The 26,548-nt window shown below is 70.7% G+C and carries 25 protein-coding genes, 1 tRNA gene, 2 pseudogenes and 1 riboswitch; of the genes and pseudogenes, 13 read left to right on the forward strand and 15 right to left on the reverse strand.

Going from position 1 to position 26,548, the window contains the following annotated elements:
* Nucleotides 1-97 precede the first annotated feature (97 nt).
* The 3 genes and pseudogenes from ACFY9I_RS37520 to ACFY9I_RS37530 form a co-directional block, all read right to left on the reverse strand.
* Nucleotides 98-1,234, reverse strand: a complete 1,137-nt coding sequence (locus tag ACFY9I_RS37520; protein ID WP_391010498.1) for a sn-glycerol-3-phosphate ABC transporter ATP-binding protein UgpC — start codon at nt 1,232-1,234, stop codon at nt 98-100.
* A gap of 299 nt (nt 1,235-1,533) precedes the next feature.
* Nucleotides 1,534-1,611 (reverse strand): annotated as a pseudogene (locus ACFY9I_RS37525) (hypothetical protein); the annotation flags it as partial.
* Nucleotides 1,608-1,733, reverse strand: a complete 126-nt coding sequence (locus tag ACFY9I_RS37530; protein ID WP_391010657.1) for a hypothetical protein — start codon at nt 1,731-1,733, stop codon at nt 1,608-1,610. The gene ACFY9I_RS37530 and the pseudogene ACFY9I_RS37525, both read right to left, overlap by 4 nt.
* A 177-nt stretch (nt 1,734-1,910) precedes the next feature.
* Between ACFY9I_RS37530 and ACFY9I_RS37535 the strand changes: the two genes are divergently transcribed.
* Nucleotides 1,911-1,987, forward strand: a tRNA-Thr gene (locus tag ACFY9I_RS37535).
* 46 nt (nt 1,988-2,033) lie between these two features.
* Here ACFY9I_RS37535 and ACFY9I_RS37540 read toward each other — a convergent pair.
* Together ACFY9I_RS37540 and ACFY9I_RS37545 are read right to left on the reverse strand one after the other, a co-directional pair.
* Entirely contained in the window at nt 2,034-2,921 is an 888-nt protein-coding gene (locus ACFY9I_RS37540; RefSeq protein ID WP_391010500.1) for an aminoglycoside phosphotransferase family protein, read from the reverse strand.
* A gap of 76 nt (nt 2,922-2,997) precedes the next feature.
* Nucleotides 2,998-3,391 (reverse strand): annotated as a pseudogene (locus ACFY9I_RS37545) (NAD(P)-binding protein); the annotation flags it as partial.
* Nucleotides 3,392-3,548: 157 nt separating this feature from the next.
* Here ACFY9I_RS37545 and ACFY9I_RS37550 point away from each other — a divergent pair.
* Nucleotides 3,549-4,217, forward strand: a complete 669-nt coding sequence (locus tag ACFY9I_RS37550; RefSeq protein ID WP_391010503.1) for a pentapeptide repeat-containing protein — start codon at nt 3,549-3,551, stop codon at nt 4,215-4,217.
* Nucleotides 4,218-4,469: 252 nt separating this feature from the next.
* On the opposite strand, the gene ACFY9I_RS37555 is transcribed toward ACFY9I_RS37550, so the two are convergent.
* On the reverse strand, nt 4,470-4,970 hold the full coding sequence (locus tag ACFY9I_RS37555; RefSeq protein ID WP_391010506.1) for a hypothetical protein: 501 nt from the start codon (nt 4,968-4,970) through the stop codon (nt 4,470-4,472).
* A 7-nt stretch (nt 4,971-4,977) separates the two neighbouring features.
* On the opposite strand from ACFY9I_RS37555, the gene ACFY9I_RS37560 reads away from it, so the two are divergent.
* Nucleotides 4,978-6,477 carry a M1 family aminopeptidase gene (locus tag ACFY9I_RS37560; protein ID WP_391010642.1) on the forward strand — a complete coding sequence of 500 codons (1,500 nt, stop codon included), beginning with the start codon at nt 4,978-4,980 and terminating at the stop codon, nt 6,475-6,477.
* On the opposite strand, the gene ACFY9I_RS37565 is transcribed toward ACFY9I_RS37560, so the two are convergent.
* A complete protein-coding gene (locus tag ACFY9I_RS37565; RefSeq protein WP_391010645.1) occupies nt 6,466-7,542 on the reverse strand; it encodes a GNAT family N-acetyltransferase in 1,077 nt (358 codons plus the stop codon). The genes ACFY9I_RS37560 and ACFY9I_RS37565 overlap by 12 nt on opposite strands.
* Nucleotides 7,543-7,692: 150 nt before the next feature.
* On the opposite strand from ACFY9I_RS37565, the gene ACFY9I_RS37570 reads away from it, so the two are divergent.
* Nucleotides 7,693-8,313 (forward strand): hypothetical protein, encoded by a 621-nt coding sequence (locus ACFY9I_RS37570; RefSeq protein ID WP_391010509.1) that lies wholly within the window; start codon nt 7,693-7,695, stop codon nt 8,311-8,313.
* 142 nt (nt 8,314-8,455) lie between these two features.
* Here the strand turns inward: ACFY9I_RS37570 and ACFY9I_RS37575 are convergent, their stop codons facing one another.
* Nucleotides 8,456-9,031, reverse strand: a complete 576-nt coding sequence (locus ACFY9I_RS37575; RefSeq protein WP_054235130.1) for a TerD family protein — start codon at nt 9,029-9,031, stop codon at nt 8,456-8,458.
* A gap of 219 nt (nt 9,032-9,250) precedes the next feature.
* Here ACFY9I_RS37575 and arfB point away from each other — a divergent pair, with 219 nt between their 5' ends.
* Nucleotides 9,251-9,679, forward strand: coding sequence for an alternative ribosome rescue aminoacyl-tRNA hydrolase ArfB (arfB, locus tag ACFY9I_RS37580; protein WP_391010512.1), 429 nt, complete (start codon nt 9,251-9,253; stop codon nt 9,677-9,679).
* Between the two features lie 72 nt (nt 9,680-9,751).
* Here the strand turns inward: arfB and ACFY9I_RS37585 are convergent, their stop codons facing one another.
* The gene (locus ACFY9I_RS37585; RefSeq protein WP_391010515.1) at nt 9,752-10,261 is read right to left on the reverse strand and encodes a flavin reductase; all 510 of its coding nucleotides are present in this window, start codon (nt 10,259-10,261) and stop codon (nt 9,752-9,754) included.
* 694 nt (nt 10,262-10,955) lie between these two features.
* On the opposite strand from ACFY9I_RS37585, the gene cdgB reads away from it, so the two are divergent.
* On the forward strand, nt 10,956-12,713 hold the full coding sequence (gene cdgB / locus ACFY9I_RS37590; RefSeq protein ID WP_391010518.1) for a diguanylate cyclase CdgB: 1,758 nt from the start codon (nt 10,956-10,958) through the stop codon (nt 12,711-12,713).
* A 212-nt stretch (nt 12,714-12,925) separates the two neighbouring features.
* Nucleotides 12,926-13,909 (forward strand): CBM35 domain-containing protein, encoded by a 984-nt coding sequence (locus tag ACFY9I_RS37595; protein ID WP_391010521.1) that lies wholly within the window; start codon nt 12,926-12,928, stop codon nt 13,907-13,909.
* Nucleotides 13,910-13,932: 23 nt separating this feature from the next.
* Here the strand turns inward: ACFY9I_RS37595 and ACFY9I_RS37600 are convergent, their stop codons facing one another.
* The 3 genes from ACFY9I_RS37600 to ACFY9I_RS37610 form a co-directional block, all read right to left on the reverse strand.
* On the reverse strand, nt 13,933-14,859 hold the full coding sequence (locus tag ACFY9I_RS37600) for a hexose kinase (RefSeq protein WP_391010524.1): 927 nt from the start codon (nt 14,857-14,859) through the stop codon (nt 13,933-13,935).
* A 167-nt stretch (nt 14,860-15,026) separates the two neighbouring features.
* A complete protein-coding gene (nagA, locus tag ACFY9I_RS37605; RefSeq protein WP_391010527.1) occupies nt 15,027-16,262 on the reverse strand; it encodes an N-acetylglucosamine-6-phosphate deacetylase in 1,236 nt (411 codons plus the stop codon).
* On the reverse strand, nt 16,262-17,242 hold the full coding sequence (locus tag ACFY9I_RS37610) for an ROK family protein (RefSeq protein ID WP_391010530.1): 981 nt from the start codon (nt 17,240-17,242) through the stop codon (nt 16,262-16,264). Before ACFY9I_RS37610 ends, nagA begins: the two co-directional genes overlap by 1 nt.
* Before the next feature lie 211 nt (nt 17,243-17,453).
* On the opposite strand from ACFY9I_RS37610, the gene ACFY9I_RS37615 reads away from it, so the two are divergent.
* The 3 genes from ACFY9I_RS37615 (at nt 17,454) to otsB (ending at nt 20,090) form a co-directional block, all read left to right on the forward strand.
* The gene (locus ACFY9I_RS37615) at nt 17,454-18,671 is read left to right on the forward strand and encodes an extracellular solute-binding protein (RefSeq protein WP_391010648.1); all 1,218 of its coding nucleotides are present in this window, start codon (nt 17,454-17,456) and stop codon (nt 18,669-18,671) included.
* Between the two features lie 262 nt (nt 18,672-18,933).
* Nucleotides 18,934-19,161: a DUF3263 domain-containing protein gene (locus ACFY9I_RS37620; protein WP_391010533.1), complete on the forward strand. Its 228-nt coding sequence runs from the start codon at nt 18,934-18,936 to the stop codon at nt 19,159-19,161.
* Nucleotides 19,162-19,217: 56 nt separating this feature from the next.
* On the forward strand, nt 19,218-20,090 hold the full coding sequence (gene otsB / locus ACFY9I_RS37625) for a trehalose-phosphatase (protein ID WP_391010536.1): 873 nt from the start codon (nt 19,218-19,220) through the stop codon (nt 20,088-20,090).
* Between the two features lie 127 nt (nt 20,091-20,217).
* Here the strand turns inward: otsB and ACFY9I_RS37630 are convergent, their stop codons facing one another.
* On the reverse strand, nt 20,218-20,808 hold the full coding sequence (locus ACFY9I_RS37630; RefSeq protein ID WP_391010539.1) for a TIGR03086 family metal-binding protein: 591 nt from the start codon (nt 20,806-20,808) through the stop codon (nt 20,218-20,220).
* Between the two features lie 90 nt (nt 20,809-20,898).
* Here ACFY9I_RS37630 and ACFY9I_RS37635 point away from each other — a divergent pair, with 90 nt between their 5' ends.
* Nucleotides 20,899-21,756 (forward strand): DUF6597 domain-containing transcriptional factor, encoded by an 858-nt coding sequence (locus ACFY9I_RS37635; protein WP_391010542.1) that lies wholly within the window; start codon nt 20,899-20,901, stop codon nt 21,754-21,756.
* Here ACFY9I_RS37635 and ACFY9I_RS37640 read toward each other — a convergent pair.
* Together ACFY9I_RS37640 and ACFY9I_RS37645 are read right to left on the reverse strand one after the other, a co-directional pair.
* On the reverse strand, nt 21,729-23,141 hold the full coding sequence (locus ACFY9I_RS37640) for a trehalose-6-phosphate synthase (protein WP_391010545.1): 1,413 nt from the start codon (nt 23,139-23,141) through the stop codon (nt 21,729-21,731). The two genes, ACFY9I_RS37635 and ACFY9I_RS37640, sit on opposite strands and share 28 nt — an antisense overlap.
* A 162-nt stretch (nt 23,142-23,303) precedes the next feature.
* Complete coding sequence (locus ACFY9I_RS37645) at nt 23,304-24,275, reverse strand: glucosyl-3-phosphoglycerate synthase (RefSeq protein WP_391010548.1); 972 nt, start codon at nt 24,273-24,275, stop codon at nt 23,304-23,306.
* A 131-nt stretch (nt 24,276-24,406) separates the two neighbouring features.
* A riboswitch (SAM riboswitch) is annotated at nt 24,407-24,563 on the forward strand.
* A gap of 18 nt (nt 24,564-24,581) precedes the next feature.
* Between ACFY9I_RS37645 and thrC the strand changes: the two genes are divergently transcribed.
* Both thrC and ACFY9I_RS37655 read left to right on the forward strand, forming a co-directional pair.
* Complete coding sequence (gene thrC, locus ACFY9I_RS37650) at nt 24,582-25,865, forward strand: threonine synthase (protein WP_391010551.1); 1,284 nt, start codon at nt 24,582-24,584, stop codon at nt 25,863-25,865.
* Between the two features lie 136 nt (nt 25,866-26,001).
* Nucleotides 26,002-26,277 carry a MoaD/ThiS family protein gene (locus ACFY9I_RS37655; protein ID WP_046917988.1) on the forward strand — a complete coding sequence of 92 codons (276 nt, stop codon included), beginning with the start codon at nt 26,002-26,004 and terminating at the stop codon, nt 26,275-26,277.
* Nucleotides 26,278-26,548 lie beyond the last annotated feature (271 nt).

Genomic DNA, 26,548 nt, shown 5'->3' on the forward strand with positions numbered 1-26,548 from the left:
AGGGCCCCGCAGATGTCTGCGGGGCCCTCTTCGTCAACCTGGGTGATTTATCCCGGGTCGGTGGTTTCGCGCAGGGCGCGTCCACCGCGTCGGGGGATCAGTCGGTGAGGCGCTCGCCCGTCGAGGTCGAGAACACGTGGGTCTCGCCCGGACGCGGGACGACGTGCAGCGTCGCGCCCTTCTCCGGGACCTGGCGGCCGTTGACACGGACCACGAGGTCCTTGGTCTCGCCGCCGACCTCGGCGGTGCCGTAGACGTAACCGTCGGCGCCGAGCTCCTCCACGACGTTGACGGAGACGGCGAGGCCGGCCGGGGCGTCCTCGGTGTCCTTCGACAGGGCGGAGGCGACGGCGCCGCCGTGCTCCACGATGTCGAAGTGCTCGGGGCGGACACCGACGGTGACGGTGGTGTCACCCTTGTCGGAGGCGGCCTTCAGCGCGTCACGGTTGACCGGGACGACGCTGTTGCCGAACTTCACACCGCCGTCGGTGATCGGCACCGCGACCAGGTTCATGGCCGGGGAGCCGATGAAGCCGGCGACGAAGAGGTTGGCCGGGCGGTCGTACATGTTGCGCGGGGTGTCGACCTGCTGGAGCAGACCGTCCTTCAGCACGGCGACCCGGTCGCCCATCGTCATGGCCTCGACCTGGTCGTGGGTGACGTAGACGGTGGTGATGCCGAGGCGGCGCTGGAGCGACGCGATCTGCGTACGGGTCGAGACACGGAGCTTGGCGTCGAGGTTCGACAGCGGCTCGTCCATGAGGAAGACCTGCGGCTCACGCACGATGGCGCGACCCATGGCGACACGCTGGCGCTGACCACCGGAGAGGGCCTTCGGCTTGCGGTCCAGGTACTCGGTGAGGTCGAGGATCTTCGCGGCCTCCTCGACCTTCTGCCGGATCTCCGCCTTGTTGACGCCGGCGATCTTGAGGGCGAAGCCCATGTTGTCGGCGACGGTCATGTGCGGGTAGAGCGCGTAGTTCTGGAACACCATGGCGATGTCCCGGTCCTTCGGCGGCAGGTGCGTGACATCGCGGTCACCGATGCGGATGGCGCCGCCGTTGACGTCCTCGAGCCCCGCGAGCATGCGGAGCGAGGTGGACTTGCCGCAACCGGACGGTCCGACCAGAACGAGGAACTCGCCGTCCTCGATCTCGATCTCGAGACCGTCGACGGCGGGCTTGGTGGAACCCGGGTAGATCCGGGTCGCCTTGTCGAACGAGACTGTGGCCATGGGTCGTAGGCCCCCTTCACCGGCAGGAACGTGCCGGACGATCCGTTGTAAAGGTGGTGATCCACCACGGCGTCGCCGCGGTGGTGTAGTCCACGGGAGTGGATTGGGTCAGGACGGTACCTGTCGTTCACCTGGTCTGTCAGTACCTGGGCGGCTGTGAACTTCGCGGAAATCTTTCGATGAGTGGCAGGGCATCGCACTTTCGGCCTTGCCTCGGTCAGCTGGAGCGATCCCCTTGTGACCTCGCACCGAGGCTTCCTGCTCCACCGGCAGGCCTCGAAGGTCCTCTCCACCTGCTCGGCCTGTTCGCCGGTCGGACAGAAGCGGAACCGGTAGAGGCGGTGGTGGGTGTCGGGATCCTTGGCATGTCCCTTCAGGGGGTCTCCTTGCGTGAGTGGTGCTTGTGGCGGTCGCCGATGCCGAGGGCCTCGCGCTTGACGCGCTTGGCCTCCTCGCCCCTGACCACGGTCGGCTTCGACTTCTCCGCCGCCCCGCTCATGCATCCCTTCCCCGACGATCGGATCTTCGGAACAGCGCGTCAGACCGATCGACGAACGAGTGCACGGTTGGTTACGCGCAGTTCTCTGCCCGAGGTGGGTGCAGAACTCCGTGGCTTGGGGAAACGGGCTCTGTGTAGAGTGGAGCAGCCTTCGCCCATGGCGTTGTACTGGGCGACGCCCCCTTAGCTCAGTTGGCCAGAGCGCGTGACTTGTAATCTCGAGGTCGTCGGTTCGATTCCGACAGGGGGCTCCAGGGGATCCCGGGTCACATCAGTGGCCCGGGATCGTTCGTTTGCTGGTCAGCGCAGGCGGCGGGCGAGTTCCAGGTCGTCGGGGTCGAGGGAGCGGCCCTCCTCGATCTCCCAGACGGCGTTCTGCAGGAGGCGGGCCAGGGTCCAGGCGCGGGCTTGTTCGCGGTCGAGGCCGAGGGTGGCCGTCATCGCGTCGAAGCGCCAGCGGGCCTCGGCGGGGTCGAAGCGGTTGTTGAGGGCCGGCCAGAGTTCGAAGGCGGGGTGGCCGGCGAGGGGCTTGGGGTCGATGGCGAGCCAGGGGGCCCGGTCGGCGCCGAGGACGTTGTCGAAGTGGAGGTCCCAGTGGAGGAGGCGGTCGCCGGGGGCGTCGATCACCTCGCGGAGTGCCGCCGCGCAGTCGGCGATCAGGCGGTGGTCGGCCGGGTCCGGGATGCGGGCCAGGACCGGTGGGGTGCGGTCCAGCATGTTCGCCGCGATGTCGGCGAGGCGGCGCATGGTCGGTGGGGCCGGGGTCGCCGTGAGGTGGGCCAGCAGGTGGGCGATGACCAGGACGGCCGCGCGGGTGTCCGGCTCGTGGCTGAGCATGCGGGCCGGGTCGAGGCGTTCGAGGAGCATGGTGCCCGTCACGGCGTCGTGGCTCAGGAGGCGTACGGCTCCGTCGCCGTCCCAGGTGCGCAGGGCGAGCGGTTCGCCCTCGCTCTCGTCGTCGAGGATCTGGAGTTTGAGGACGGCCGGGGTGGCGTCGGTCGTCCGGATCACGGGGAGGACCAGGGCGCACATGCCGTGCATGGGGTGGCCGTCGAGGCGTAGGTCCCAGCGGTCGAGGAAGCCGGCCGCCAGGTCGGGGAGGGCTGCCGCGAAGGCCAGGCCCTTCTCCTCGTAGAACATCCCCAGGGTGGCGGCCAGTTGCTCCGGGACGGAGATGTCAGGGGTCATGTGGGCGACACTACGGGCGTGCCGTCTCTGGTTTCGCTGGATTTCCGGGCGGGTGGGGCTTGTGTGCGACGGAACGGAAGTCGCCGTCGGCTGGGGCGCGTCGGCCGGTACGGCGGGGGCGGAGGAGCTTGAGCATGCCGAAGGGCGGTGTGCGGCGCAGGGTGCCCCGGTAGTGCAGGCGCAGTCGGGCGGCTTCCAGGGGCGGGTGGGGCGCGAGCGGTCCGATCAGGTCGTGTCGGCTGAGTCAGGTCCAGTGCGGGCGCCGTTGTACAGCGCGTGCGGGTCCTCGTTCGTGCGGTACGGCCCTCCGTGGTCCGGGCTCGGCCCAAGAGTGTGTGGTGCGCCTCGTACAGGGTGACCTTGGCGCCCGCCTCGGCCGCGGTGATCGCGGCGGTGAGTCCGGCGAAACCGCCGCCGATGACGGTGAGGGGGTGGGGGAGGGGCGGTTGGGGGGACGGAGCGCGGTGCATGGCTGGTTTCCTCGGCGTCGGTGTCGGTTGCTCGGGAGTACGACACGTGGAGGGCGCCGGAAGGTGACATGCGTCTTCGGTGGGGGCCGGCGGGGGTTTGCTCGGTGGATTCGCGCAGGTCAGATGGTTTGTCAGTGATGGGGTGCAGGATGGGGGCATGGTGCGGGCGAGGTCGGTGGTGAAGGCGGCGCGGCGGCCGGAGGTGCGGTTGCCGGTGCTGGAGACGTACGAGGGCGGGGGGCTGGAGCCGGACGGGGACTACGACGGGTTGGAGTTCCGGGAGGAGGACTTCGGCGGGCAGGACGGTGGGGGTGCGCGGTTCATGGACTGCGTGCTGACGGGCTGTGCGCTGGACGACACGCGGCTGCGGCGGGCTCGGGTGCTCGACTCCGTCCTCACGGGTGTGCGGGGCGTGGGTACGGATCTCGCCGAAGCGACCTTGCGGGATGTCGAGCTGGTGGAGGCTCGGCTGGGAGGGGTGGGGTTGCACGGGGCCGTGCTGGAGCGGGTTCTCGTGCGTGGCGGCAAGATCGACTATCTCAACCTGCGTGAGGCTCGGCTGAAGGACGTGGTGTTCGAGGACTGCGTGCTCGTCGAGCCGGACTTCGGGGGTGCGCGGTTGGAGCGGGTGGCGTTCGTGGGGTGCGCGGTGAAAGGGGTCGATCTGAGTGGGGTGACCCTGGTCGACGTGGATCTGCGGGAGGCCGCGGCGGTGGAGATCGCGCGGGGCGTGGACCGGCTGTCGGGGGCGGTGATCAGTGCGGCGCAGTTGATGGATCTGGCGCCTGTGTTGGCGGGGGAGATGGGGATTCGGGTGGAGGGGTAGGGCTGACGGGGGTTGGTGTCGGGGGGTGTGGGGTTCTCGGGTCTCGCCCTCGCCGTCCTCGCCTGTCGCGTCTCCGGGGCTGCTGCCCCTTCGACCCCGAACGGCGCCCGGTGGCCCCGGGTGCGTGTGCGTCGGAGGGTGCGGGTGCGGGTGGAGTGTGGTTGCTCGCGCAGTTCCCGGCGGCCCCGGGAAGCAGGGGGTGCGCTCCGTGCTTGTCGGACCGCTGGGCGGTCGTCTGCTCCCGGGTCCCGTCTACGGGACTCGGGGGAAGCGGGACTGCAGGGTCCAGATCGCCGGGTTTTCCGCCAGGTCGTCGTGGAGGTCGGAGAGGTCGGCGATCAGGTCGTGCAGGAAGTCGCGGACCTCGCGGCGGAGGTCGGTGTGGGAGAAGGTCAGCGGAGGCTCCTCCGGTGGCATCCAGTCGGCCTCGATGTCGACCCAGCCGAAGCGGCGCTCGAAGAGCATGCGGTCCGTGGACTCGGTGAAGTCGAGTTCCGCGTACTGGGGCCGGGCGGCGCGGGAGCCCGCCGGGTCCTGGTCCAGCCGCTCCACGATGTCGCACAGGGCCCACGCGAAGTCGAGTACCGGCACCCATCCCCAGGCTGTGGACAGTTCCCGGTCCGCCTTGGTGTCGGCGAGGTAGACGTCACCGCAGAACAGATCGTGCCGCAGCGCGTACACGTCCGCGCGGCGGTAGTCGGTCTGTGGCGGGTCGGGGAACCGGTTGGAGAGGGCGTAGCCGATGTCGAGCACGTACGCGATGGTGTCATGTCCTCATAGGATCGCTGACGTGTCCCGATCTGTACCGGTGGTCCCGGCCGCCCTGCTCAGCCTCGCGCTCACCCTCACCCTCACCTCGTGCACCGGGGGCGGAGGCGGCACGGGGGAGCGCTCCCTGGGCGCCGCCGGCGTCCGGGACCCGTACTTCCCCAAGCTCGGCAACGGTGGTTACGACGTCACGCACTACGCCCTCACCCTCGGTTATGAACCTCCCTCCGAGAACGAGGACGACCGGTTGCGCGGCACCGCTGTCATCACCGCACGGGCGACACGGGACCTCGACGCGTTCAACCTCGATCTGAAGGGGATGGACGTCGAGTCGGTCGACGTGGAGGGCACGGCGGCGCGTTGGAAGCGGGCGGGGCAGGAGCTGACCGTCACTCCCGGCGACGGGCTCGACCAGGGGGAGACGTTCCGTACGACGGTCCGCTACGCCGGCACCCCGGAGACGGTCACCGACCCGGACGGTTCCCGGGAGGGCTGGCTGCGTACCGCCGACGGTGTCCTCGCCCTCGGTGAGCCGACGGGTTCGATGACCTGGTTCCCCGGCAACCACCACCCCTCCGACAAGGCCACGTACGACCTCGCGGTCACTGTCCCCGAGGGGCTGCGGGCCGTCTCCAACGGGGAGTTGAAGGGCGAGAGCACCGAGGGGGGCCGTACGACGTACTCCTGGCACACCGCCGAACCGATGGCGAGCTATGTGGCCACGATCGCGATCGGCGAGTACGAGATCCGCCGTTCGACGGTGGCCGAGCGGGTCGACGGGGACGCGGGCGGGCTGCCCGTGTACGTCGCCGTAGATCCCGCGCAGGCCGAGGACAGCCGTGAGGTGCTCGGCCGGATCCCGGAGGTCATGGAGTGGGCGGAGACGAACTTCGGTCCGTACCCCTTCTCCTCCACCGGCGCGATCGTCGACGAACCGGAGGACGTCGGGTACGCCCTGGAGACCCAGAACCGCCCCGTCTTCCCCGGTACCCCCGACATCTCGCTGCTCGTCCACGAACTGGCCCACCAGTGGTACGGCGACTCGGTCACTCCGAAGAGCTGGCGGGACATGTGGCTCAACGAGGGCTTCGCCACGTATGCCGAGTGGCTGTGGGAGGAGGACGACGGCGGCGACACGGCCCAGGAGAACTTCGACGCGCTGTACGAGGGCGAGTACTTCGAGGACGCCGCCTCGAACGAGGCCGTCTGGGACTTCCCGCCCGCGAAGCCGCCGAGCGCGGCCCGGATCTCCGACAGCCCGGTGTACGAACGCGGCGCCATGGTCCTCCACAAGATCCGCGAGGCCATAGGCGACGACGCCTTCTTCGGCCTCCTCCAGGACTGGGCCACCACCCGTCGCCATGGCAACGCGGACACGGCCGACTTCACCGCGTACGTGGAGGAGTACGCGAGGAAGAGGGCCCCGGAGGCGGACCTGACCCCGGTGTGGGAGGACTGGCTGTACGGGGAGGGGAAGCCGTCAAAGGCCTGACGGGTCGGGCGCTGGGTCGGTCGTCGACGGATCGGTCGTCGACGGATCGTTCGTCGTTTGATCGTTCGCTCCGGTTGCCTCGAACTCCGTGAGCAGTTCGGCGAGTTCGGCCGGCCAGATGGGCTCCGGTGACCTGATGAGGTCCTGGCGGGTCCACCAGCGCCAGGTCAGGATGCCGTCCTGGGCGTGGGAGGCGGTGAGGTGGTCGCCGGTGGGTTCGCGGCGTGGGCCCCGGGCCACATAGATGTGCTCGTGCTGGTGGACGGGCACCCCGGAGTGGGTGAGGTCGACTTCCCAGGTGTGCAGCAGAGGGCCGGGCTCCAGGTCCGTCCAGCCGGTCTCCTCGCGCAGTTCGCGCAGGGCGCCCTCGCGTGGGGTCTCGCCCGCCTCCAGACCACCGCCGGGCATGGCCCAGTGCGGACCGATCTCGATGTTGTCGTACCGGAAGAGGAAGACGGCACCCTCGGGGTCGAGTACGGCGATCCGAGCGGCCCGGCGCGGTGTGCGCAGCGTCTTGCGCAACACGGCGCAGGGGCGGCCCTGTTGGCGGTCGCGGCGACGCGCGACGACCTCGTAGCCGAGGGATGTCCAGAAGGCGAGGGCGCCGGGGTTGTTGTCGAGCACGGCCAGCCGTACGGCGGTACGCCCCGCCTGCCGGAAGCGTTCCTCGACCAGTGCCGCCACCTGCCGTCCGTGGCCTCGCCGTTGCGCTCCCGCGTCGACCAGCAGCAGGCCGATCCAGGGGTCGGGGTCGGCCGGGTCGGGATGGTGAGCGAGGGTGATGACGAGCCCGACGAGCGGCCGGCCGCGGTTGTCCCCGTCCCCGCCCCCGTCCCCGCCCTCGGCGGCGGCGCCGTCGCGTGCGAGGAGGATCTCCACGTCCGGGTTGGCCAGCTCCACCGCCAGTGCTGCGCTCACCTGGTGGGGGCGGATGTCGTTCGCGTCCGGGAAGTCGCCGCTCAGGGCGTGGAAGTCGCGGTTGGCGGCGTGCAGGGCGGTGAGTTCGGTGAGGAGGGGGCCGGGGACGGTGCCGTCCTCGGCCGTGCGGAGGGGTTCGAGCAGCAGCATGCCCCGCACGCTACCGATCAGGTCCGACACCCGGCTCTCGGCCTACAGTGCGTCAGGTGGTCCAGCCGGACCCCAGGGGGTGCGAGGAGGCGTGTGGAACAGCGGGTGCGTGTGCACAGGGCGCGGCTCGGGGGTGAGGAGTACCGCGTGGTTCGACCTGCCCCGGCCCCCGTCCCGGCGCGGCTGGCGTTGCGCGACGACCATCACTGGCTGTCGATGTATGTCGACCGGGACGGCGCGGAGCAACTCCTCGCCCTGTGGGCGCTGGCCGCCCGGTCCGCCCGATCGCTGGTCCATCTGCCGATCCGGGCCAACCCCGTTCCCGACGGGGTCGTGGGTGACGGCGTACCCGTCTCGCTGGACCTGGTCCTGCTCCACCACAGCCTGGGGTTCCCGACCGCCTCCTGGAAGCGGGTACGGTCACGCCTCGACGCCGGCCGGCCCGGGACGACGGCCACCCCGGACCAGGACTTCCCGGACGAGGCCGCCATCGACCACCGGCGGCGGGAGTACCGGTCGTTCCGCGACCACCTCGCCTTCGACATCGCGGCGCACACGCTGTTCGTCGTGGGCAGTTCCACGGCGTTCCGCGAGCACGGCACCGCGCTACGCGGCCTCGTCGACCAGGCCCCGTCGTATCCGCAGCGGTACCCGCACGCCGGTCACTTCTGTGTCGAGTTGGGCGCGGGGCCCTGGTCCCGGCCCCGGAACCGGCCGCGGGTGCCCGGCCTGCTGCACATCCAGTACTCCGGGGACTGGCGGGCCTGAGGCAGAGGGTGTGCCCGAGGCGGCGGCTGAGGCAGCCGAGGGCCGCGGCTGAGACAGCCGAAGGCCCCGCCGCGACGGTCGGTGCCGGTCGTGGCGGGGCCTTCGACGGTGTGCTGCGGGACGCTGGTCGCCCCGGCGGACGTCAGACGTTGACGCCGAAGTCCTGGGCGATGCCCACGAGGCCCGAGGCGTAACCCTGGCCGACCGCGCGGAACTTCCACTCGGCGCCGTTGCGGTACAGCTCGCCGAAGACCATGGCGGTCTCGGTGGCGGCGTCCTCGGAGAGGTCGTAGCGGGCGATCTCGGCGCCGCCGGCCTGGTTGATGATGCGGATGTAGGCGTTGCGGACCTGGCCGAAGTTCTGCGAGCGGTTCTCGGCGTCGTAGATGGAGACCGGGAAGACGATCTTGTCTACATCGGCGGGGAGACCCGCCAGGTTGACGTTGATCGCCTCGTCGTCGCCCGCGCCCTCACCCGTGCGGTTGTCGCCGGTGTGGACGATCGTCTGGTCCGGGGTCTGCTTGTTGTTGAAGAAGACGAAGTGGCCGTCCGAGTAGACCTTGCCCTGCGTGTTGACCGCGATCGCGGAGGCGTCCAGGTCGAAGTCCGTGCCGGTGGTGGTGCGGACGTCCCAGCCGAGGCCCACGGTGACGGCGGTCAGGCCCGGAGCCTCCTTGGTGAGCGAGACGTTGCCACCCTTGGACAGGCTTACAGCCATGGTTTGGGAGTCCTTCCCTCGTTACGTACGTGCCTTACGGGCTTCGTGCCGGGGACGAAGCTACCTGTACCCCTATGAACGTCGGGAGGGGCGCCAGAGGTTCCAGCGGTTTTTACTTTCTTTACCCACCGCCCCACCTCGCCCGGGGTGCCCCGATCGTGGACGGCCGCGGTTGAAAAGGGCGTGACGTGGACGGGACATCCGCGCGACCATGGGGGCATGTCCGGTCCTTACGTCGTTCGTGGCTCCGTCTCCCTTCCGGAGGCCGAGCTCATGTGGCGTTTCTCCCGGTCCTCCGGCCCCGGCGGACAGCACGTCAACACCAGTGACTCGCAGGTCGAGCTGCGCTTCGACCTCGCGAACACCGAAGCGCTGCCCGAGGTGTGGAAGGCGCGGGCGCTGGAGCGGCTCGCCGGGCGGCTCGTCGACGGAGTCGTCAGTGTGCGGGCCTCCGAGCACCGGTCCCAGTGGCGCAATCGGGAGACGGCGGCCGTACGGCTCGCCGCGCTGCTCGCGGAGGCGACCGCGCCGCCGCCGAAGCCGCGGCGGGCGACCCGGATCCCGAGGGGGATCAACGAACGGCGCCTGCGGGAGAAGAAGCAGCGGTCCGACACCAAGCGGGGGCGGTCGGGGCAGGACTGGGGCTGACGTGTGGTCCGGCGGGCGCGGGTGTTCGTGATCGCTCGCGGTTCCCCATGCCCCTGAAGGGGCGAGGCCCTCTCAGTCCAACTGCCTGTAGCGGCCCCGGAAATAGGTCAAGGGGCCGCCGTCCGCGCCCGGCACCGTCGCGGTCAGGACCCGGCCGACGACGAGGGTGTGGTCGCCGGCGGTCACGCGCTGCTCGGTGTGGCATTCGAGGGTGGCGAGGGCGCCGTCGATCAGGAGTGCTCCGGAGGTGTCGCCCCGGGTGTGGGGGATGGAGGCGAAGAGGAGGCGGTCGCTCACCCGGTTCCTCATGGCGAAGCGGCCGGCGACGGAGCGTTGGTGGTCGGCGAGGAGGGAGACGGCCCAGTGGGGCTGCTCGGCGAGGAGGTCGTCCATACGGGAGCCCTCGCGGAGGCTGACCAGGACGAGGGGCGGGTCGAGGGACACGGACATGAAGGAGGTGGCGGTCATGCCGACGTCCTCGCCGCGTGGTCCCTCCGGATCCAGTGCGGGCTCGTGCGCGGTCACCAGGACCACACCCGCCGCCAGCCGGGACATCGCGGCACGGAACTCGTCTTCGCTCACCCCTTCAGCATGCCCGCCGTGGACGGGACCGGGCGTGGCCGGGGCGGTCGGGGTGGTCGGGGTGCCCCCGACGGGCGCGGCCGCCCGGGAGGCTTTTGCAAGAGGAACCGGGGCGGGGGTCGGGAGCGTGGTCGTCCGCGATGTCGCCGCCCGGGGAGGGGGAGGGGGCGGGGGCACGGGTGGCGCTGACGCTGGAATCTTCGGCACACCAGCACGCTAGTTCTCGGCCGGCGCCCACCACATCGGGCCAGGGCCCGACCCTCGCCCGGGACCTATGACCTAGGCAGGCCCGCCCGACGACCTCCGGGCCCTCGGCCCCGTGTCGGTCCTCGGCCCCGTGTCGGCCTTCGGCCCGCGCCGTGTCCGTCGGCCTTCGGCCCCCGTCGTGTCCGCGACCAGCAGGCTCCCGGCGCCCCGCTCAACCCTGTGCACAGCGCCTACACAGAGTTCTGGATTCTGTTCAGAACCCGCACGGGAGAAACGCATAAACTCCACTCAATTGCTCATGTTCTGCTGTGACTTGAGTCACAGGGGCCATATTTTGTTGACCCTGTGTACCGAGTGGGCTTCGCGCTGTGATTCAGTGGCGGGGAAGCTGCAAGCTGTAAGCGGGAACTGTAAGCGGTAGTAAGCCCGCGAGTTAAGCAGGTTACCTGGAGCCTGGAGCTGCCACGAGATCTCGGGGGGAGGGCCAATGGAAACCGAGTCGGAGCCCTACGTCCGTCTGACGACGCTGCGGCAGCTGCACCAGGTGATGGCGGACATGAACACCGCGCGCAGCCTGGCCGACACGCTGCAGACCGTCGCCGACGGTGTGGTCAACGGCCTGGGCTACGAACTGGCCTGTGTGAACCTCGTCCGTCCCGACGGCGACCTGGTCGTCGCCGCCCTCTCCGGGAACTCCGCCGCCGAGGCCCTGATCTCCGGCCGCGTCGGCTCCCGCGCCTCCTGGGACCGCCGGCTGACCATGGGCGAGGCCTGGGGTGACCTGCGGTTCATACCGCACACCGAGGGCTGGGTCCTGGACGAGGACGATGTACCGCAGTGGTACACCGATGGTCCCGCGCCCCGCTTCGAGGACGAGTGGCATCCGTCGGACCGGCTGTTCGCGCCCATGTACACCCCGGGCGCGGGAGGTGCCTCCTGCGGCGAACTGCTGGGCGTCATCTCCGTGGACCGGCCCAGGAACGGTCGGCGACCGGGTGCCTGGGGGCGCGAAGCACTCCAGATGTACGCCTTCCAGGCCGCCATCGCGATCAGCAACGCGCGTCTACGCGCAAATATGCAGCGTGCACTGGTCAGGCTCGAAAGGGAGCAGCAGGCGCTGCGCGCCAGCGAGGAATCCTTCCGGCAGGCCTTCGAGTACGCCCCGAGCGGTATGGCCATCGCCGAGATGGGCGGCGATCAGCAGGGCCGGATCCTGCGGACGAACGACGCCCTGTGCCGGCTGCTCGGACGGCCCGCCTCCGCCATGCGGCGGTACGCGTTCTCCGACCTCGTCCACCCCGAGGACATAGGCACCCTGCTGCGGACCTCGGCCGAGGGTGGCCGCGCCGAGCTGCGGCTGGGGCGGCGCGACGGGACGTACGTATGGGTGTCGCTGCGCAACAGCGTGGTCGCGGACGCCGCCGACGGGCCCCGCTTCCTGCTCACCCATGTCGAGGACATCGAGGAGCGCAAGCGGCGTGAGCTGCAGCTCGCGCACCGCGCCTCGCACGACGCGCTCACGGGCCTGCCGAACTCCGCCGAGCTGCGCTCGCGCCTCTCCGCCCGCATCTGTCAGCGCCCCCAGTCCCTCCCGGCCGGCGCGTCGGCCGACTCGGCCGACTCGATGAACGCGGCCTTCGGGCAGTTCGGGGAGCAGGGCGAGTTCGGCGGGGAGTACGGAGAGTTCGGTGCCGCCGCCGAGCAGGCGGCGCGGCTGCCGCACCCGTCCTTCGACGCCTACGAGGCCGGGGGGCACGCCTTCGACTTCCACGCGGCCGGAAGGCCGTACGACGCCTTCGACCACCATGTGCACACCGTGGCGCCCGAGGACGAGCGGGACGACGGGGCCAAGGGGCTCGCGGTGCTCTTCTGCGACCTCGACGGATTCAAGTCCATCAACGACCGCTTCGGGCACAACGCGGGTGACGCCGTCCTCATCGAGGTGGCCCGGCGGCTCAGCCGGGGCGTGCGCGACGGCGACACCGTGGCCCGGCTCGGCGGTGACGAGTTCGTCGTCCTCGCCGACGGCCTCGGCCGCGCGGACGCGCAGGACCTCGCCGTTCGCCTCCGCAACGAGATCATCCAGCCGATCCGGGTGGACGGCCGCGCGATGCGCGTAGGCGCGAGTTTCGGCATCGGATGGGCACACTGCGGCATGACGGCGGACGAGGTGTTGAAATCGGCTGACGAGCGGATGTACGTCGAGAAACGATCTCGTCCCAGACAGCACCGGCGGGCCGGATAACGACCGGAGTGACCCGCGAGACAAACGGAAAGAATCCCAGGTCACAGCGGGCTCGTGGCGGGAAAGTGCCTGGTCGGCGGAGCGTCGGCCGGGCGATGAGGCCTGAGTCACCCGTTTGGACCAGCGCGAGCGGGTAGGCTCGCTCTTCTACACCCCGACACACCAATCCGCCACCGTACGCGCATGTACCGCACCGCTGAGGAGACCTAGGGATGACGCCCGGCAACAACGGCGCGAGCACGCCCGAGGACGACGACCCGTTCGGCTACCTCTACGCCGACGGGCAGGCCCGAGGAGCCCAGCCGCCCACCGGGAGCTACGGCTACCCGAACGCGGTCAACCGGGTGCGACCGGTCGGTGAACGCCAGTACGGGCAGCAGACCCAGCAGGCTCCGCAGGCCCCGACCGCGCAGTACGGGCAGGTATCGCAGCAGCAGCCGTACGGCCAGCCGCAGGGCGGCTACGGCCAGCCGAACGCGCACTACCAGGCCCCCGAGAACCTCCCCGGCGGCCCCCAGGCGACCCGCCCGCAGGGACACGGCAACGGAGGCGGCGGCCGTGGCCGTGGCCCCAACACCAAGGGCCTCCTCATCGGCGCGATCGCCGTCGTGGCGGCCGTGGTGATCGGCATCGGCGTCGCCATGGTCGTCGGCGACGACGGTGAGAATTCCGCCGACGGCGACAACGGGGCCTCGACCGCCCCCACCGCCAAGGAGAACACCGACCCCAGCCCGTCGCCCAGCAAGTCGAAGGAAGCGAACTCCGGCGAACTGCCGAAGGCCGAGGCCAAGACCCTCCTCCTCGGCGGCAACGCGGCCATCGCCTCCGACGTCCCCGGCGCCAAGTCGGAGGGCGGGTTCTACGTGGGGAACTTCAACTCGGTCGGCTCGTCCATCACCTGGAAGATGGAGGACGTCCCGGCGGCCGGCAAGTACACGCTTTTCGTCGACTACGGTGTCCCGGGCAAGAAGGCCAACGCCACCCTCACGGTCAACGGCACGGCCCAGACCCGTCCGCTCAACCTGGACAACTTCGCCGAGGGCCCCGAGGGCGACTACGAGAAGGGGTGGACGAACACCTACGCGTCCATCCAGCTCAACAAGGGCAGCAACGAAGTAAAGATTTCCTGCGAGGACGGCAACTCCTGCGACGTCAACTTCGACCAGCTTTACCTGGAGAAGGGCTGGAAGACCTGAGCCCCGCCCTCAGGGGCCGGTCCTCACGCCGCTGTGACCTCCCTCGTCACCGCCACCTGCCCCGCCATCTCCTCGTACGCCTGACGGTCGAACTCGCCCGCCACCGGTGTCAGCACGGTTGCCGCGGACAGGGCGGTGGCTCGGGCCAGGCACTCGGGCCAGGGGCGGCGGTCGACCAGGCCTGAGAGCAGGCCCGCGACCACGGAATCGCCAGCGCCGGTCGGGTTGCCCCGGAAGCGGCGCGGCGGGACGGCGCGCCAGTGGCCCTCGGGGGTGTGGGCGAGGAGACCGTCGGGGCCGAGGGAGGCCACGATCGACCGGGCGCCGCGTCGGCGGGCGTCGCGGGCGGCCCGGAACGGCTCGTGGGAGCCGGTCAGTTCGGCCAGTTCGTCGGCGTTCGGCTTCACCAGGTCGGGGCGGGCCGCCACCCCACGTCGCAACGGCTCACCGCTCGTGTCCAGCAGGACGGGGACGGACAGGGTGCGGGCCGTACGGATCAGTCCCGCGTACGCGCCCACCGGTACCCCCGGCGGCAGGCTGCCGCACAGAGCCACCACCGAGGCCGAGCGCAGCAGATCGACGTACGCCTCCTGGAAGGCGGACCACTCGGCGGGGGTGATGAGCGGTCCCGGTTCGTTGAGCTGGGTCGTGTCGCCACTCGCGTCGGCCACGGCGATCGTCCGGCGGGTCGGCCCCTCCACCGGGACCAGCGCGTCCACGACACCCGGTGTGTGCGTGAGCCGGTCCTGCACGGCCCGGCCGGTCGCGCCGCCGACGAAACCGGTGACCGTCACCTCGTGGCCGAGCGCCGCCAGCACCCGGGCCACGTTCAGGCCCTTGCCGCCGGGCCGTTCGGTCACGTCGGTCACCCGGTGCGTGGCGTGGGGCGTCAGGTCCCGTACGCGGTAGGTGATGTCGAGAGCGGTGTTCAGTGTGACCGTGAGGATCACCTGGGCCCACCCCTTTGGGTTTCGACTGAGCGGGTCCCGGTCTTCCTCGACCGGAACGCGCTCGTCGGAGGCTGTCGCTGAGGCTCGATCATGCCAAAAGAGCGGCGGTCGGCCCAGTCCCCCGGGACGACCGCGCCATGCTCACCACCTGCCAACAACAGGGACGATCAGACCAGTTGGGGATCCTTTACCCATTCGCCCTTCCGGAGGACTCCCCTGAGCTCGAAGTCCGCGTCGAGGAGGACGAGGTCGGCGTCCTTGCCCGGTTCCAGGGAGCCCACCCGGTCGTCGAGGCCGAGGAGCTTCGCCGGGTTGGCGCAGAGGGCGGCAACGGTGTCCTCGACCGAGAGGCCGTCGACGGTGACCGCCCGCTTGAAGGCGCGGTCCTGGGTGAGGGTGGAGCCCGCGATCGAGCCGCCCTCCACCAGGCGGGCCACACCGTTCACGACCTCGACCGCCAGCGGGCCCAGCGTGTAGCGGCCGTCGCCGAAGCCGGCCGCGTCCATGGCGTCGGTGATGAACGCGACCCGGGCGGCGCCCGCGTGACGGAACGCCAGCTGGAGGGAGGCGGGGTGGAGGTGCGTGCCGTCGTTGATCAGCTCGACCGTGATCCGCTCGTCCTCCAGGAGCGCCGCGATCGGTCCGGGCTCGCGGTGGCCGAGCTGGGGCATCGCGTTGAAGAGGTGGGTGGCCACGGTCGCGCCCGCGTCGATGGCCTGAACCGTCTGCTCGTACGTCGCGTCCGTGTGGCCGATCGCCGCGATGACGCCGTGTTCGGCGAGGAGGCGTACGGAGCCGAGGCCGCCGGGGAGTTCGGTGGCCAGCGTGACCATGGCCGCCCGGCCGCGCGCGGCGTCGATCAGTTTGCGGACGTCCGCCGGGTCGGGGTGGCGGAGCAGCGCCTCGGAGTGCGCTCCCTTGCGGCACGGGGAGATGAACGGGCCCTCGAAGTGGATACCGGCGATGTCGCCCTGTTCGGCGAGTTCGGAGAGGAGGCCGGCGCGGTGGGCGAGGCCGTCCATGTCGTCGGTGACCGTGGAGGCGACGAGGGTGGTGGTGCCGTGGAGGCGGTGGGTGTGGATGCCGTGCAGTACGTCCTCGACCGTGCCGGAGGTGAAGGAGGCTCCGCCGCCGCCGTGGTTGTGGAGGTCGATGAAGCCGGGGACCACCCAGTGGGTGCGGACGTCGATGGTGTGGGCGTTCTCCGGGGTGTGGGCGGCGATCTTGGTGCCGTCGATGGTGAGACGGCCGTTTTTCACCGTGCCGGTGGGGAGGACTACGTTTGCGCCTTCGAGGACGTAGGGGTGCGCCTTGTGGGGCGGCTGCGGGTTCGTCGTGGCTTGTCGCGCAGTTCCCCGCGCCCCTTTCGGAGCGGACCCGGTGTCGGAAAGGGTGGGGGCCATCAGGTCGTTACCTCCGAAGGGGCCTTGGGGGCCGAGGGGGCGATGAGGTCCCAGGCCATCAGGCCGGCGCCCAGGCGGCCCGCGGCGTCGCCGAGTGTGGCGGGGACGATGGTGGGGACCTTCTGGAAGGTCACCCGGTGTTCCACGGCGGCTCGCAGGGGTGTGAACAGGGTTTCACCGGCTTCGGCCAGGCCGCCACCGACGATGAGGGTGCGGGGGTCCAGCAGGGTGAGGGCGGTGACGAGACCGTCGGCGAGGGCGTCGACGGCGTGCTGCCAGACGGCGCTCGCCCGCGGGTCGCCCGACTCGACGGCCTTGGCGCAGTCCGCCGCGTCGGCCCCGGAGTCGCCGGTGGCCTCCGCCCAGGCCTGGCTGACGGCCGCCGCCGAGGCGAACCGTTCCAGACAGCCGCGCTGGCCGCAGGGGCAGGGGGCACCCCCGGGCCGTACGACGATGTGGCCGATCTCGCCCGCGAAGCCGTGGGCGCCCGCCTCCACCCGGCCGTCGACGCCGATCGCGCCGGCGATGCCCGTGCCCAGCGCCACGAAGAGGAAGCGGTCCGCGCCCCGCCCCGCGCCCACGCGCCCCTCGGCGAGCCCGCCGGTGCGGACGTCGTGGCCGAGGGCGACCGGGACCCCGCCCAGGCGCTCGGCGAGCAGCGCGCGCAGGGGGACGTCGCGCCAGCCGAGGTTGGCGGCGTAGACGGCGATGCCCCGGTCGGAGTCGACGATGCCGGGCACGGCGACACCGGCGGCGGCGGCGGGCTCGCCGAAGCGCCGTTCGCCATGGACGCGCAGCTCGGTGGCGAAGTCGAGGACCGACGCGACGACGGCGTCCGCTCCGCGCTCGCGGCCGGTGGCCAGGCGCGCCTGGTGCAGCAGCTCGCCGTCGGCCCCGACCAGTGCGGCCTTCATCCCGGTGCCGCCCACATCGAGCGCGATGACATGTCTCACGGAGGACAGTGTGACCCGTCGACCCATGAGAGGTCTAGTCCACTGACGTGGTGTAGACCTTATGGAGAAGTTCGAGAAGTTGAGCGATTGACGGGCTTGGACGCTGAGCCTGTGATCCAGGCTGATGCGTGCGGGGCCGTGCGAACAGGTTGGGGCAGTACGAGTGCGACAGTGGCAGCGGCGGACGAGGACCGGCTTCGGGAACAGCGGAACGGCGGCACTGACCGCGCTGGGACTGATGGCGACGCTTGCGGGCTGCGGAGCCTCGCAGGCCGACGGTCCGGACGTCACGCTGAGACTCGTCGCCGCCGACTACGGCGACTCCCAGTCGAACAGTTCCCAGAAGTACTGGGACGCGCTCGTGAAGGCCTACGAGAAGGGCCATCCGGGCGTCACGGTCGACGTCAGCGTCTACTCCTGGAACGACGTCGACCGCAAGGTCAGGGAAATGGTCGCCGCCGGTGAGGCGCCCGACATGGCGCAGGTCGGCACCTACGCCGACTACGCCTCCACCGGCAAGCTCTACGAGGTCGACGACCTGCTCTCCATCCCGGTCCAGGCCGGTTTCCTCCCCCAGCTCGCCGACGCGGGCAAGGTGCGGCGGGTCGCGTACGGGATGCCGTTCGCCGCGTCCACCCGCGTCCTCTTCTACAACAAGAAGCTCTTCACCGCGGCGGGCATCGACAGCGCCCCCGGCACGTGGAGCGAGCTGGCGGCCGACGCGAAGGCCCTCGACGCGGCCGGCGTCAAGATCCCGTACGCGCTGCCGCTCGGGGCGGAGGAGGCCCAGGCCGAGACGTTGCAGTGGCTGCTCAGCGGCGGCGCCGGCTACACCGACAACGTTGGCACGTACCGGCTCGACTCGGAGGACAACGTCCGGACCTTCACCTGGCTCAAGGACGAACTCGTGGACAAGGGCCTCACCGGCCCCACCGCCCCCGCCGAGCTCAACCGGGCCGACGCGTTCGCCGCGTTCGCCCGCGGTGAGGTGGGCATGCTCAACGGGCATCCCAGCCTGATGCGTATGGCCGCCGACAAGGGCGTCGAGTTCGGGACGGCCGCTATGCCGGGGCGGGAAGGGCGGAGGCACCCCACCCTGGGGGTCACCGACTGGATGATGGCCTTCAAGCAGAACGGCCACGGTGACGAGATCGGCGACTTCCTCGACTTCGTCTACAGCGACAGGAACGTGCTCGCGTTCTCCCGCGAGTACGACCTGCTGCCGGTGACCGCGTCCGCGTCCGAGGCGATGGCCGCCGACAAGGACGACGCGGATCTCAGGCCGTTCCTCGCCGAGCTTCCCGACGCCGAGCTGTACCCCGTCGGCAAGGTCTCCTGGGCGGATGTGAGCGCGGCGGTCAAGGAACAGATCGGGCGGGCGGTGCGGCCGGACGCGAAGCCGGGGGTCGTGCTGGAGCAGTTGCAGCAGACGGCGACCGTTGCGGACCGGGAGTAGGACGCCTGCACAAGCTCGGGGGTGCGGGTTCGTCCGGCGGGTGCGGGTGCGGGTGCGTGCGTGGGCGTGGGCGCGGGTGGGCTGGGCGGGGCTTCTCGCGCAGTTCCCCGCGCCCCTGAGAAGCAGGGCTGCGCCCCGTGCTTTCGGCCGCCAGGCCGCGTCTTCGAGGGGCGCGCAGAACTGCGCGATCAGCCCCCACCCACCCGCACCCGAAGGACGCAGCCCCACCCCCGATGTCACAGCCGTCCATTACGGTCGTCCCATGGACGAGCTCGACGCGCGCGAACAGGCGATCCTCGCGTTGGAGCGTCAGGGGTGGCCGGGCCCGGGCGCCAAGGAGCGGGCGATACGAGAGCGGCTGGGCCTCGCGCCGGTGCGGTACTACCAGCTGCTCAACGCCCTGCTCGACGACGAACGCGCCCTCGCCCACGACCCGGTCACCGTGAACCGCCTGCGCAGGGTGCGGGAAAGCCGCCGCTCCGAGAGATGACCCTTTCGGGGCCGGTCGGGCACCGCGGTCGCGGGGTCGTGGATAGGGTCGGACCCATGGGCAGCCACAAGGACGAACAGAACCCCAAGGCCAACCCCAAGGCCACCTTGCCGACCCCCGTGACGCCGGCCGGACGGGACGCGCTGGACGCGATCCTCGACCGTCCCGGCCGTACGGTGATCGCGCTCGACTTCGACGGCACACTCGCCCCGATCGTCCCCGACCCCGAGCAGGCCCGCGCCCACCCCGACGCGGTGGCCGCGCTGGCCGCCCTCGCCCCCAAGGTCGCCGCCGTCGCCGTGGTGACCGGCCGCCCGGCCGGTGTCGCCGTCCGCCACGGCGGTTTCGCCGGCGTCCCCGGCCTCGAACATCTCGTCGTCCTCGGCCACTACGGCGCCGAACGCTGGGACGCCGTCACCGGCACGGTCAGCGCCCCCGCCCCGCACCCCGGCGTCGCCGCCGTCCGCGCGGAGCTCCCCGGTCTGCTGGACAGCGTCGGCGCCCGGCAGGGCACCTGGATCGAGGAGAAGGGCCGGGCGGTGGCCGTCCACACCCGCCGCGCCACCGACCCCCAGGCCGCCTTCGAAGCCCTCCGCTCCCCCCTCACCGACCTCGCCGCTCGCCACGGCCTCATCGTCGAACCAGGCCGCCTGGTCCTCGAACTCCGCCCACCGGGCATGGACAAGGGCGTCGCCCTCCGCGAGTACCTGGAGGAAACGGACGCCGAGGCGGTCCTCTACGCCGGCGACGACCTGGGCGACATCCCCGCCTTCGCCACCCTGGAGAAGCTCCGCACCGAGGGCACACCGGCGTTGCTGGTGTGCAGCGGCAGCACGGAAGTGACGGAACTGTCGGAGAGGGCGGACGTGGTGGTCGACGGCCCGGAGGGCGTGGTGCGTCTGCTGGCGGCGATCGCCGACCGCATGTGACGGCGACCGCATGTGACGCCGACCGCATGTGACGGCGACCGCATGAGACGGCACGACCGCTGGTGAAGGAGAACCGCCCCACATCGCCGCCGCTCGCCCGCCGACGCGTGGTGGTCGGTGACCAGGACTAGGTCCACCGTGGATCCCTGCCGGTGCGTGCGAGCAGCCGCTCGTACGCCGACGCGCCCTCGGGCTCCGGCACCGGCTCCCCGAAGACCCCCATCTTCCTGGCCGTCGGTGCCAGCTCGTCCACCGCGCCGGCCAACTCCGTCACCACCGCTTCGTCGGCGCCCGGGTCGTCCTGGCCCGTCGCCCGCGCAAGGTCCCACACATGCACGGTCAGATCGAGCAGAGCCATCGAGCCGACCAGCCGCGCCGGCATGTTCATCCCGCCGGTCCTGCCTTCCTCGGCACCGGGCGCGGACCAGGCCGCCACGAGACGGTCCGCCTCGTCCGCGAGCCGCTCACGCCACTCAGGGCTCTCGGCCACCCGGTCGGGCGTCTCGCCGAAGTCCGCCGTCTCCTTCGCCGCCAACCTCTGGAACTGCACGATCACCTGGAAGAGATGATTGACCAAGGCCTTCACGTCGTACTCGGCGCACGGCGTGGGCCCGGCGAGCGCCCCGTCGGGAATGCCCCGCACCACCGGAACCGCCCGCGTGCGCGCCATGGCCAGCAGCTCACCGATGCCGTACGTCTTCGCCTCGTTCGTGTCCATGACCCGACCGTAGGGAAACCGCGCCCGCGCCTTCTTGAAGAAACGCGACGCGGGAGGCGTGACCCACACGGCGCGACGTACGATCCGGTCATGAAGGCTCCCCGGCACGACACCCGCGGGATCGTCGACCCGAGCGGGCTGCTGAACCGCGTGCGCTTCCGCCGCCACGAGCCCGCCGAGCAGCTGCGCCGGTACGTCGAGTGGTACTGGCTCATCGACTGGGACCTGCCCGAGCCGTACGCCTCCCAGCTCGTCCCGCACCCCGCTGTGAACCTCACCTTCCAGTGGGACGGGGTCGACGACCCGCGAACGCCGCCGTACGGAGAGGTCACCGGCGTGGCGCTCGGCCTGTACACAAGGGAGCTGACCGGAAGGGGCCGGGTCTGCGGGGTGAAGTTCCGCCCCGGTGGCTTCCGGCCGTACGCCCCCGAGGTGCCGGTGTCGCGGTGGACGGGCCGGGTCCTGCCTGCCCAGGAGGTGTTCCCGCAGGTCACGGACGACACCGCCCGCTCGGTCGTCACCCCGGCCGACGACCGGGCCCGCGTGGCCGCCCTCGACGCCTTCCTCCTTGCCCTGCCCCGCGCCCCGGACCCGCAGGCCGACCTCGCCATGCACCTCGTCCGGCGCGTCCGCGCCGACCGCACGGTGCGCCGTGTCGGGGACTTCGCCGACACCGCCGGCCTGTCGGTACGGGCGCTGCAGCGGCTCTTCTCGGCCCACGTCGGCGTCAGCCCGAAATGGGTCATCCTCCGCTACCGCCTCCACGAGGCCCTGGAACACGCCGGCAGCCGCACCGACATCGACTGGGCCACCCTCGCCAACGACCTCGGCTACGCCGACCAGGCCCATCTGACGCGGGACTTCACGGCGACACTGGGCCTACCGCCGACGGCCTACGCGGCGGAAGCCCGAACGCTCGCTCAGGCCTCCTCCAGCGCCCTCAACTGATCCAGGAACCACTGTGTCGGCGGCAGCGCCGTAGCCGCCGCGGCCAACCGCTTCGTACGCTCGGCCCGCTCGCCCCCGGGCATCGACAAGGCCTGGTGCAGAGCGGCCGCCGTAGCCACGACGTCGTACGGGTTCACCACCACCGCGTCGTCCCCCAGTTCCTCGAACGCCCCCGCCTCCCGCGACAGCACCAGCGCGCATCCCTCGTCGGACACGACCGGCACCTCCTTGGCGACCAGGTTCATGCCGTCCCGGATCGGGTTCACCAGCGCCACGTCCGCCAGCCGGTACGCCGCCAGTGACCGCGCGAAGTCGTCCTTCAGATGGAGGATGACCGGGGTCCAGCCCGGCGTGCCGTACCGCTCGTTGATGTCGTCCGCCACCCGCTGGACCTCGGTCATGTAGTCCCGGTACACCGCGAGGTCCTGCCGCGACGGGTAGGCGAGGGCGATGTGCACGACGCGCTCGCGCCAGGACGGCTGGTCGTCGAGGAGCTGCCGGTACGCCAGCAGGCCCCGCACGATGTTCTTGGACAGCTCCGTGCGGTCGACGCGGACGACCGTGCGGCGCGGCGTGCCGTCGGGGGCCGTCCCGATCTGCTCCCGCAGCGTGGTCATGCGCTCGTCGACGTCCGCCTGGTGAGCGCGGGCCCGCAGGAAGTCCGCGTCGGCGCCCAGGCCGTGCACCCCGATCCTCGTGCCGGACGAGGCGTCGGGGCCCAGCACGGCGTCACAGCACTCGGTGAACGCGTCCGCCCACCGGCGGGTGAGGAAGGCGGCCCGGTCGGCGCCGAGGATGCCGTGGAGCACCCGCGCGGCGATGTCGTCGGGGAGCAGCCGGAAGTAGTCGACCGGCGCCCACGGGGTGTGCGAGAAGTGGCCGATCCGCAGGTCGGGGCGGAGTTCGCGCAGCATCCGGGGGACCAGGGTCAGGTGGTAGTCCTGCACCAGCACGGCCGCGCCCTCGGCCGCCTCCTGGGCGAGCGCCTCGGCGAAGGCGTGGTTGTACGTCTCGTACGACGCCCACTGGCGGCGGAACTCCGCGTCGAAGGCCGGTTCCAGCGGGGTCTGGTAGAGCATGTGGTGCACGAACCACAGCGCGGAGTTGGCCACGCCGTTGTAGGCGTCATGGTGCACGTCGGCGGGGATGTCGAGCATGCGGACGCCGGGCTCGGCGACACCGCGTCGTACGGCCTCGCGGTCACCGTCGCCGAGGGCCGAGCACACCCAGACCGCGCCGGATTCCGGGTCGATCGCGGAGAGCCCCGAGACGAGGCCACCGCCGCCGCGCTTCGCTGTGAGGGCGCCGGTCTCGTCCTGGGTGTAGGTGACCGGGCCGCGGTTGGAGGCGACCAGCACCTGGGCCGCACCGTGCGTTGATGCCATACGGCTCAACCTAGCCAATGGTCCAACCGGTCAAACGTGCGGTTCGGCCGTATACAGGAGCGGCCAGGGGGGTGGGGGGTGCGTGGGGACGGCGGGTGCGGGTGGTTCGTGGTTGCTCGCGCGGTTCCCCGCGCCGTTGAGGATCAGGCCCTGCGGGCCCGATCACGCGGCCCTTCGCCGCACGTACTCCGTGATCTCCACCATCGGTGGCCTCTCCTCCAGGTCCACCGAGTACGTGCGCGGCTCGAAGCCCGCCTCACCCCGTTCGAACTGGGTGAGCACCGGCCGGATCAGATGGCCCCGGGCCAGCCGGAGCTGGGCGGTGCGGTAGATGGCCGCGGACATGCGGCCCAGCGCCGCGCCGTCCTGGTGGCGGTGTTTGCGGACGCCCACGTCGACCTGGGCCAACGCGTCGAGGCCGACGAGGTGGAGCGCGTCGACGAGCATGCCCAGCTCGACGCCGTAGCCGACGGGGAAGGGGAGCCGTTCCAGCAGGGAGCGGCGGGCCGCGTACTCGCCGCCGAGGGGCTGGACGAAGCCGGCCAGTCGCGGCCAGTGCATGTTGAGCAGGGGGCGGGCCATGAGTTCGGTCACACGGCCGCCCTGGCCGGCCGTCGTCGTGTCGGAGGCGCGCCCGTCGGACACCGTCAGGGGGCGGTCGTACATCGCCTTGACGAGGTCGACGCCGGGATCGGTGAGCAGCGGGCCGACGATCCCGGAGACGAAGTCCGACGAGAACTCCTTGAGGTCCGCGTCGATGAAGCAGACGATGTCCCCCGTCGTCACCATCAAGGAGCGCCAGAGGACCTCGCCCTTGCCGGGGACGGCCGGGATCCGGGGCAGGATCGCGTCGCGGTGGACGACCTTCGCCCCGGCCGCCGCCGCCACCTCCGACGTACGGTCGGTCGAGCCGGAGTCGACGACCACGATCTCGTCGACGAGCGGGACCTGCCGCATGAGGTCATGGCGGATGATCGCGACGATGTCGCCGACCGTCGCCTCCTCGTTCAGCGCGGGCAGGACGACGCTGACCGTCTGTCCCGAGGCCCGTTTGGCGGCCATGATCTTGTGGAGCGGGCGGTCTGCCACGGACCAGGAGCGGGTGCTCAGCCAGCGCTCGACTTCCTTCAGCACAGTGAGCGGCTCCTCTGCGTTCATCTCGCGGTTCGGACGGCTCTCTCAACTGTCCTGGCCGTCGGTTACAGTCTTGGACAACGCTGGTGACCATCGCATGTCGGTGTTCGTGTGCGTATACAACCAAATACCGCTCATCCAGAGGGGCAGAGGGATACGGCCCGATGAAGCCCCGGCAACCCTCCAGCCGGTCTCGTGACGATCACCGTCGATCGCCCCGCGAGGCTCCCGGCTAGGGAAGGTGCCAAATCCGTCTCACGACGAAATGCGTCGTGAGGAAGATGAGGAGAAAGGGCCTCGCCTCACATGGCTGCGCAGACTGTTGTCACCGAATCCCCGAAGACCGTCGACCTCGGTCCCGCCGCGGCGCTGAGCTGCCGCGAGTGCGGCCACCGCGTCCCCCTCGGACCGGTCTTCGCCTGCGAGGAGTGTTTCGGGCCGCTGGAGATCGCTTACGACTACTCCGAGTACGAGACGGAAGAGCTCCGCAAGACGATCGAGTCCGGGCCCGCCAACATCTGGCGCTACGCCCCTCTCCTGCCCGTCCCGGCCGACGTCGCCGGCAAGCCGAACATCAACCCCGGCTGGACGCAGCTCGTCAAGGCCGACAACCTGGCGCGTGAGCTGGGCGTGACCGGCGGTCTGTACATCAAGGACGACTCCGGCAACCCGACGCACTCCTTCAAGGACCGCGTCGTCGCCCAGGCCCTGGAGGCCGCCCGCGCCTTCGGCTTCACCACGCTCTCCTGCTCCTCCACCGGCAACCTCGCCGGTGCCGTGGGTGCCGCCGCCGCGCGCGCCGGCTTCCGGTCCTGTGTGTTCATCCCGCACGACCTGGAGCAGGGCAAGGTCGTCATGGCCGCGGTCTACGGCGGCGAGCTCGTCGGCATCGAGGGCAACTACGACGATGTGAACCGCTTCTGCTCCGAGCTGATCGGCGACCCGGCCGGCGAGGGCTGGGGCTTCGTCAACGTCAACCTGCGGCCGTACTACGCGGAGGGCTCCAAGACCCTGGCGTACGAGATCTGCGAGCAGCTCGGCTGGAGGCTGCCGGACCAGCTCGTGGTGCCGATCGCCTCCGGGTCGCAGCTCACGAAGATCGACAAGGGGCTGCAGGAGCTGATCAAGCTCGGGCTCGTCGAGGACAAGCCGTACAAGATCTTCGGTGCGCAGGCTGAGGGGTGCTCGCCGGTGTCGGTGGCCTTCAAGGCCGGGCACGACGTGGTGCGCCCCCAGAAGCCGAACACGATCGCGAAGTCGCTCGCGATCGGCAACCCGGCGGACGGGCCGTACGTCCTCGACATCGCCCGGCGGACCGGCGGGGCCGTGGAGGACGTGAACGACGAGCAGGTTGTCGAGGCGATCAAGTTGCTGGCGCGGACGGAGGGGATCTTCGCGGAGACCGCCGGCGGTGTGACGGTCGGAGTCACCCGGAAGCTGATCGAGAACGGGGTGCTCGACCCGACGCTGACGACCGTCGTGCTCAACACGGGGGATGGTCTGAAGACGCTGGACGCGGTGGCCGGAACCGGGCTTACGGCGACCATTCGGCCCAACCTTGATTCGTTCCGTGCAGCCGGTCTTGCGTAAGGCCTGGTAGTCGTTCGTCTGCGGGGCTGTGGGGGCTTGTCGCGCCCACGCGGCGGAGCCGCACATCCAACGCAGCCGCACATCCAACGCAGTCCCGCGCTCCTAACCCCACTGCTCTGACCGGAGGTCACACGTCATGTCCGTCAATGTTCGGATCCCTACCATCCTGCGCACTTACACGGGCGGCCAGGCTGAAGTCCAGGCCGAAGGGGCCACCCTCGCCGAGGTCATCGCCGATCTGGAAAAGAACCACAACGGGATCGCCGCCCGGGTTCTGGATGATCAGGGCAAGTTGCGGCGGTTCGTGAATGTGTACGTGAATGACGACGATGTCCGGTTCGAGCAGGGGCTGGAGACGGCCACTCCGGACGGCGCCGGCGTGTCCATCATTCCGGCGGTCGCCGGTGGCTGAGGCCCGGCGAGTACCGGCCGGTAGTAACCGTCGGTAACATTGATTACCGAGCGTTCACCGAATTGCCCCCTCCGCGAGAGAAGCGGAGGGGGCAATTCTCTATGATTAAGCGCGGTAGAGTTGGGGAACCCGGTCCGATCGCCGTAGTGATTCCATGCCGGGTGCATATTTGATCGCGCCGCACGCCCTATATGAAGTAGCCAAAGTGTGCAGGGCTTTTGTGTAATTTGTTCCCTTTGTGGGGCCCGACTTGCCCTGAATTCGGGCGAAT

Origin of the sequence: Streptomyces sp. NPDC012510 (assembly GCF_042955065.1) — a bacterium.
Taxonomy (GTDB): domain Bacteria; phylum Actinomycetota; class Actinomycetes; order Streptomycetales; family Streptomycetaceae; genus Streptomyces.

What these genes read in the sequence shown, in the direction of transcription:
- ACFY9I_RS37520 (WP_391010498.1), bottom strand. Translation starts at nt 1,234, where the DNA reads ATGGCCACAGTCTCGTTCGACAAGGCGACCCGGATCTACCCGGGTTCC.
- ACFY9I_RS37530 (WP_391010657.1), bottom strand. Translation starts at nt 1,733, where the DNA reads ATGAGCGGGGCGGCGGAGAAGTCGAAGCCGACCGTGGTCAGGGGCGAG.
- ACFY9I_RS37540 (WP_391010500.1), bottom strand. Translation starts at nt 2,921, where the DNA reads ATGACCCCTGACATCTCCGTCCCGGAGCAACTGGCCGCCACCCTGGGG.
- ACFY9I_RS37550 (WP_391010503.1), top strand. Translation starts at nt 3,549, where the DNA reads ATGGTGCGGGCGAGGTCGGTGGTGAAGGCGGCGCGGCGGCCGGAGGTG.
- ACFY9I_RS37560 (WP_391010642.1), top strand. Translation starts at nt 4,978, where the DNA reads ATGGTGTCATGTCCTCATAGGATCGCTGACGTGTCCCGATCTGTACCG.
- ACFY9I_RS37575 (WP_054235130.1), bottom strand. Translation starts at nt 9,031, where the DNA reads ATGGCTGTAAGCCTGTCCAAGGGTGGCAACGTCTCGCTCACCAAGGAG.
- arfB (WP_391010512.1), top strand. Translation starts at nt 9,251, where the DNA reads ATGTCCGGTCCTTACGTCGTTCGTGGCTCCGTCTCCCTTCCGGAGGCC.
- cdgB (WP_391010518.1), top strand. Translation starts at nt 10,956, where the DNA reads ATGGAAACCGAGTCGGAGCCCTACGTCCGTCTGACGACGCTGCGGCAG.
- ACFY9I_RS37595 (WP_391010521.1), top strand. Translation starts at nt 12,926, where the DNA reads ATGACGCCCGGCAACAACGGCGCGAGCACGCCCGAGGACGACGACCCG.
- nagA (WP_391010527.1), bottom strand. Translation starts at nt 16,262, where the DNA reads ATGGCCCCCACCCTTTCCGACACCGGGTCCGCTCCGAAAGGGGCGCGG.
- ACFY9I_RS37610 (WP_391010530.1), bottom strand. Translation starts at nt 17,242, where the DNA reads ATGGGTCGACGGGTCACACTGTCCTCCGTGAGACATGTCATCGCGCTC.
- ACFY9I_RS37615 (WP_391010648.1), top strand. Translation starts at nt 17,454, where the DNA reads ATGGCGACGCTTGCGGGCTGCGGAGCCTCGCAGGCCGACGGTCCGGAC.
- ACFY9I_RS37620 (WP_391010533.1), top strand. Translation starts at nt 18,934, where the DNA reads ATGGACGAGCTCGACGCGCGCGAACAGGCGATCCTCGCGTTGGAGCGT.
- otsB (WP_391010536.1), top strand. Translation starts at nt 19,218, where the DNA reads ATGGGCAGCCACAAGGACGAACAGAACCCCAAGGCCAACCCCAAGGCC.
- ACFY9I_RS37630 (WP_391010539.1), bottom strand. Translation starts at nt 20,808, where the DNA reads ATGGACACGAACGAGGCGAAGACGTACGGCATCGGTGAGCTGCTGGCC.
- ACFY9I_RS37635 (WP_391010542.1), top strand. Translation starts at nt 20,899, where the DNA reads ATGAAGGCTCCCCGGCACGACACCCGCGGGATCGTCGACCCGAGCGGG.
- ACFY9I_RS37640 (WP_391010545.1), bottom strand. Translation starts at nt 23,141, where the DNA reads ATGGCATCAACGCACGGTGCGGCCCAGGTGCTGGTCGCCTCCAACCGC.
- thrC (WP_391010551.1), top strand. Translation starts at nt 24,582, where the DNA reads ATGGCTGCGCAGACTGTTGTCACCGAATCCCCGAAGACCGTCGACCTC.
- ACFY9I_RS37655 (WP_046917988.1), top strand. Translation starts at nt 26,002, where the DNA reads ATGTCCGTCAATGTTCGGATCCCTACCATCCTGCGCACTTACACGGGC.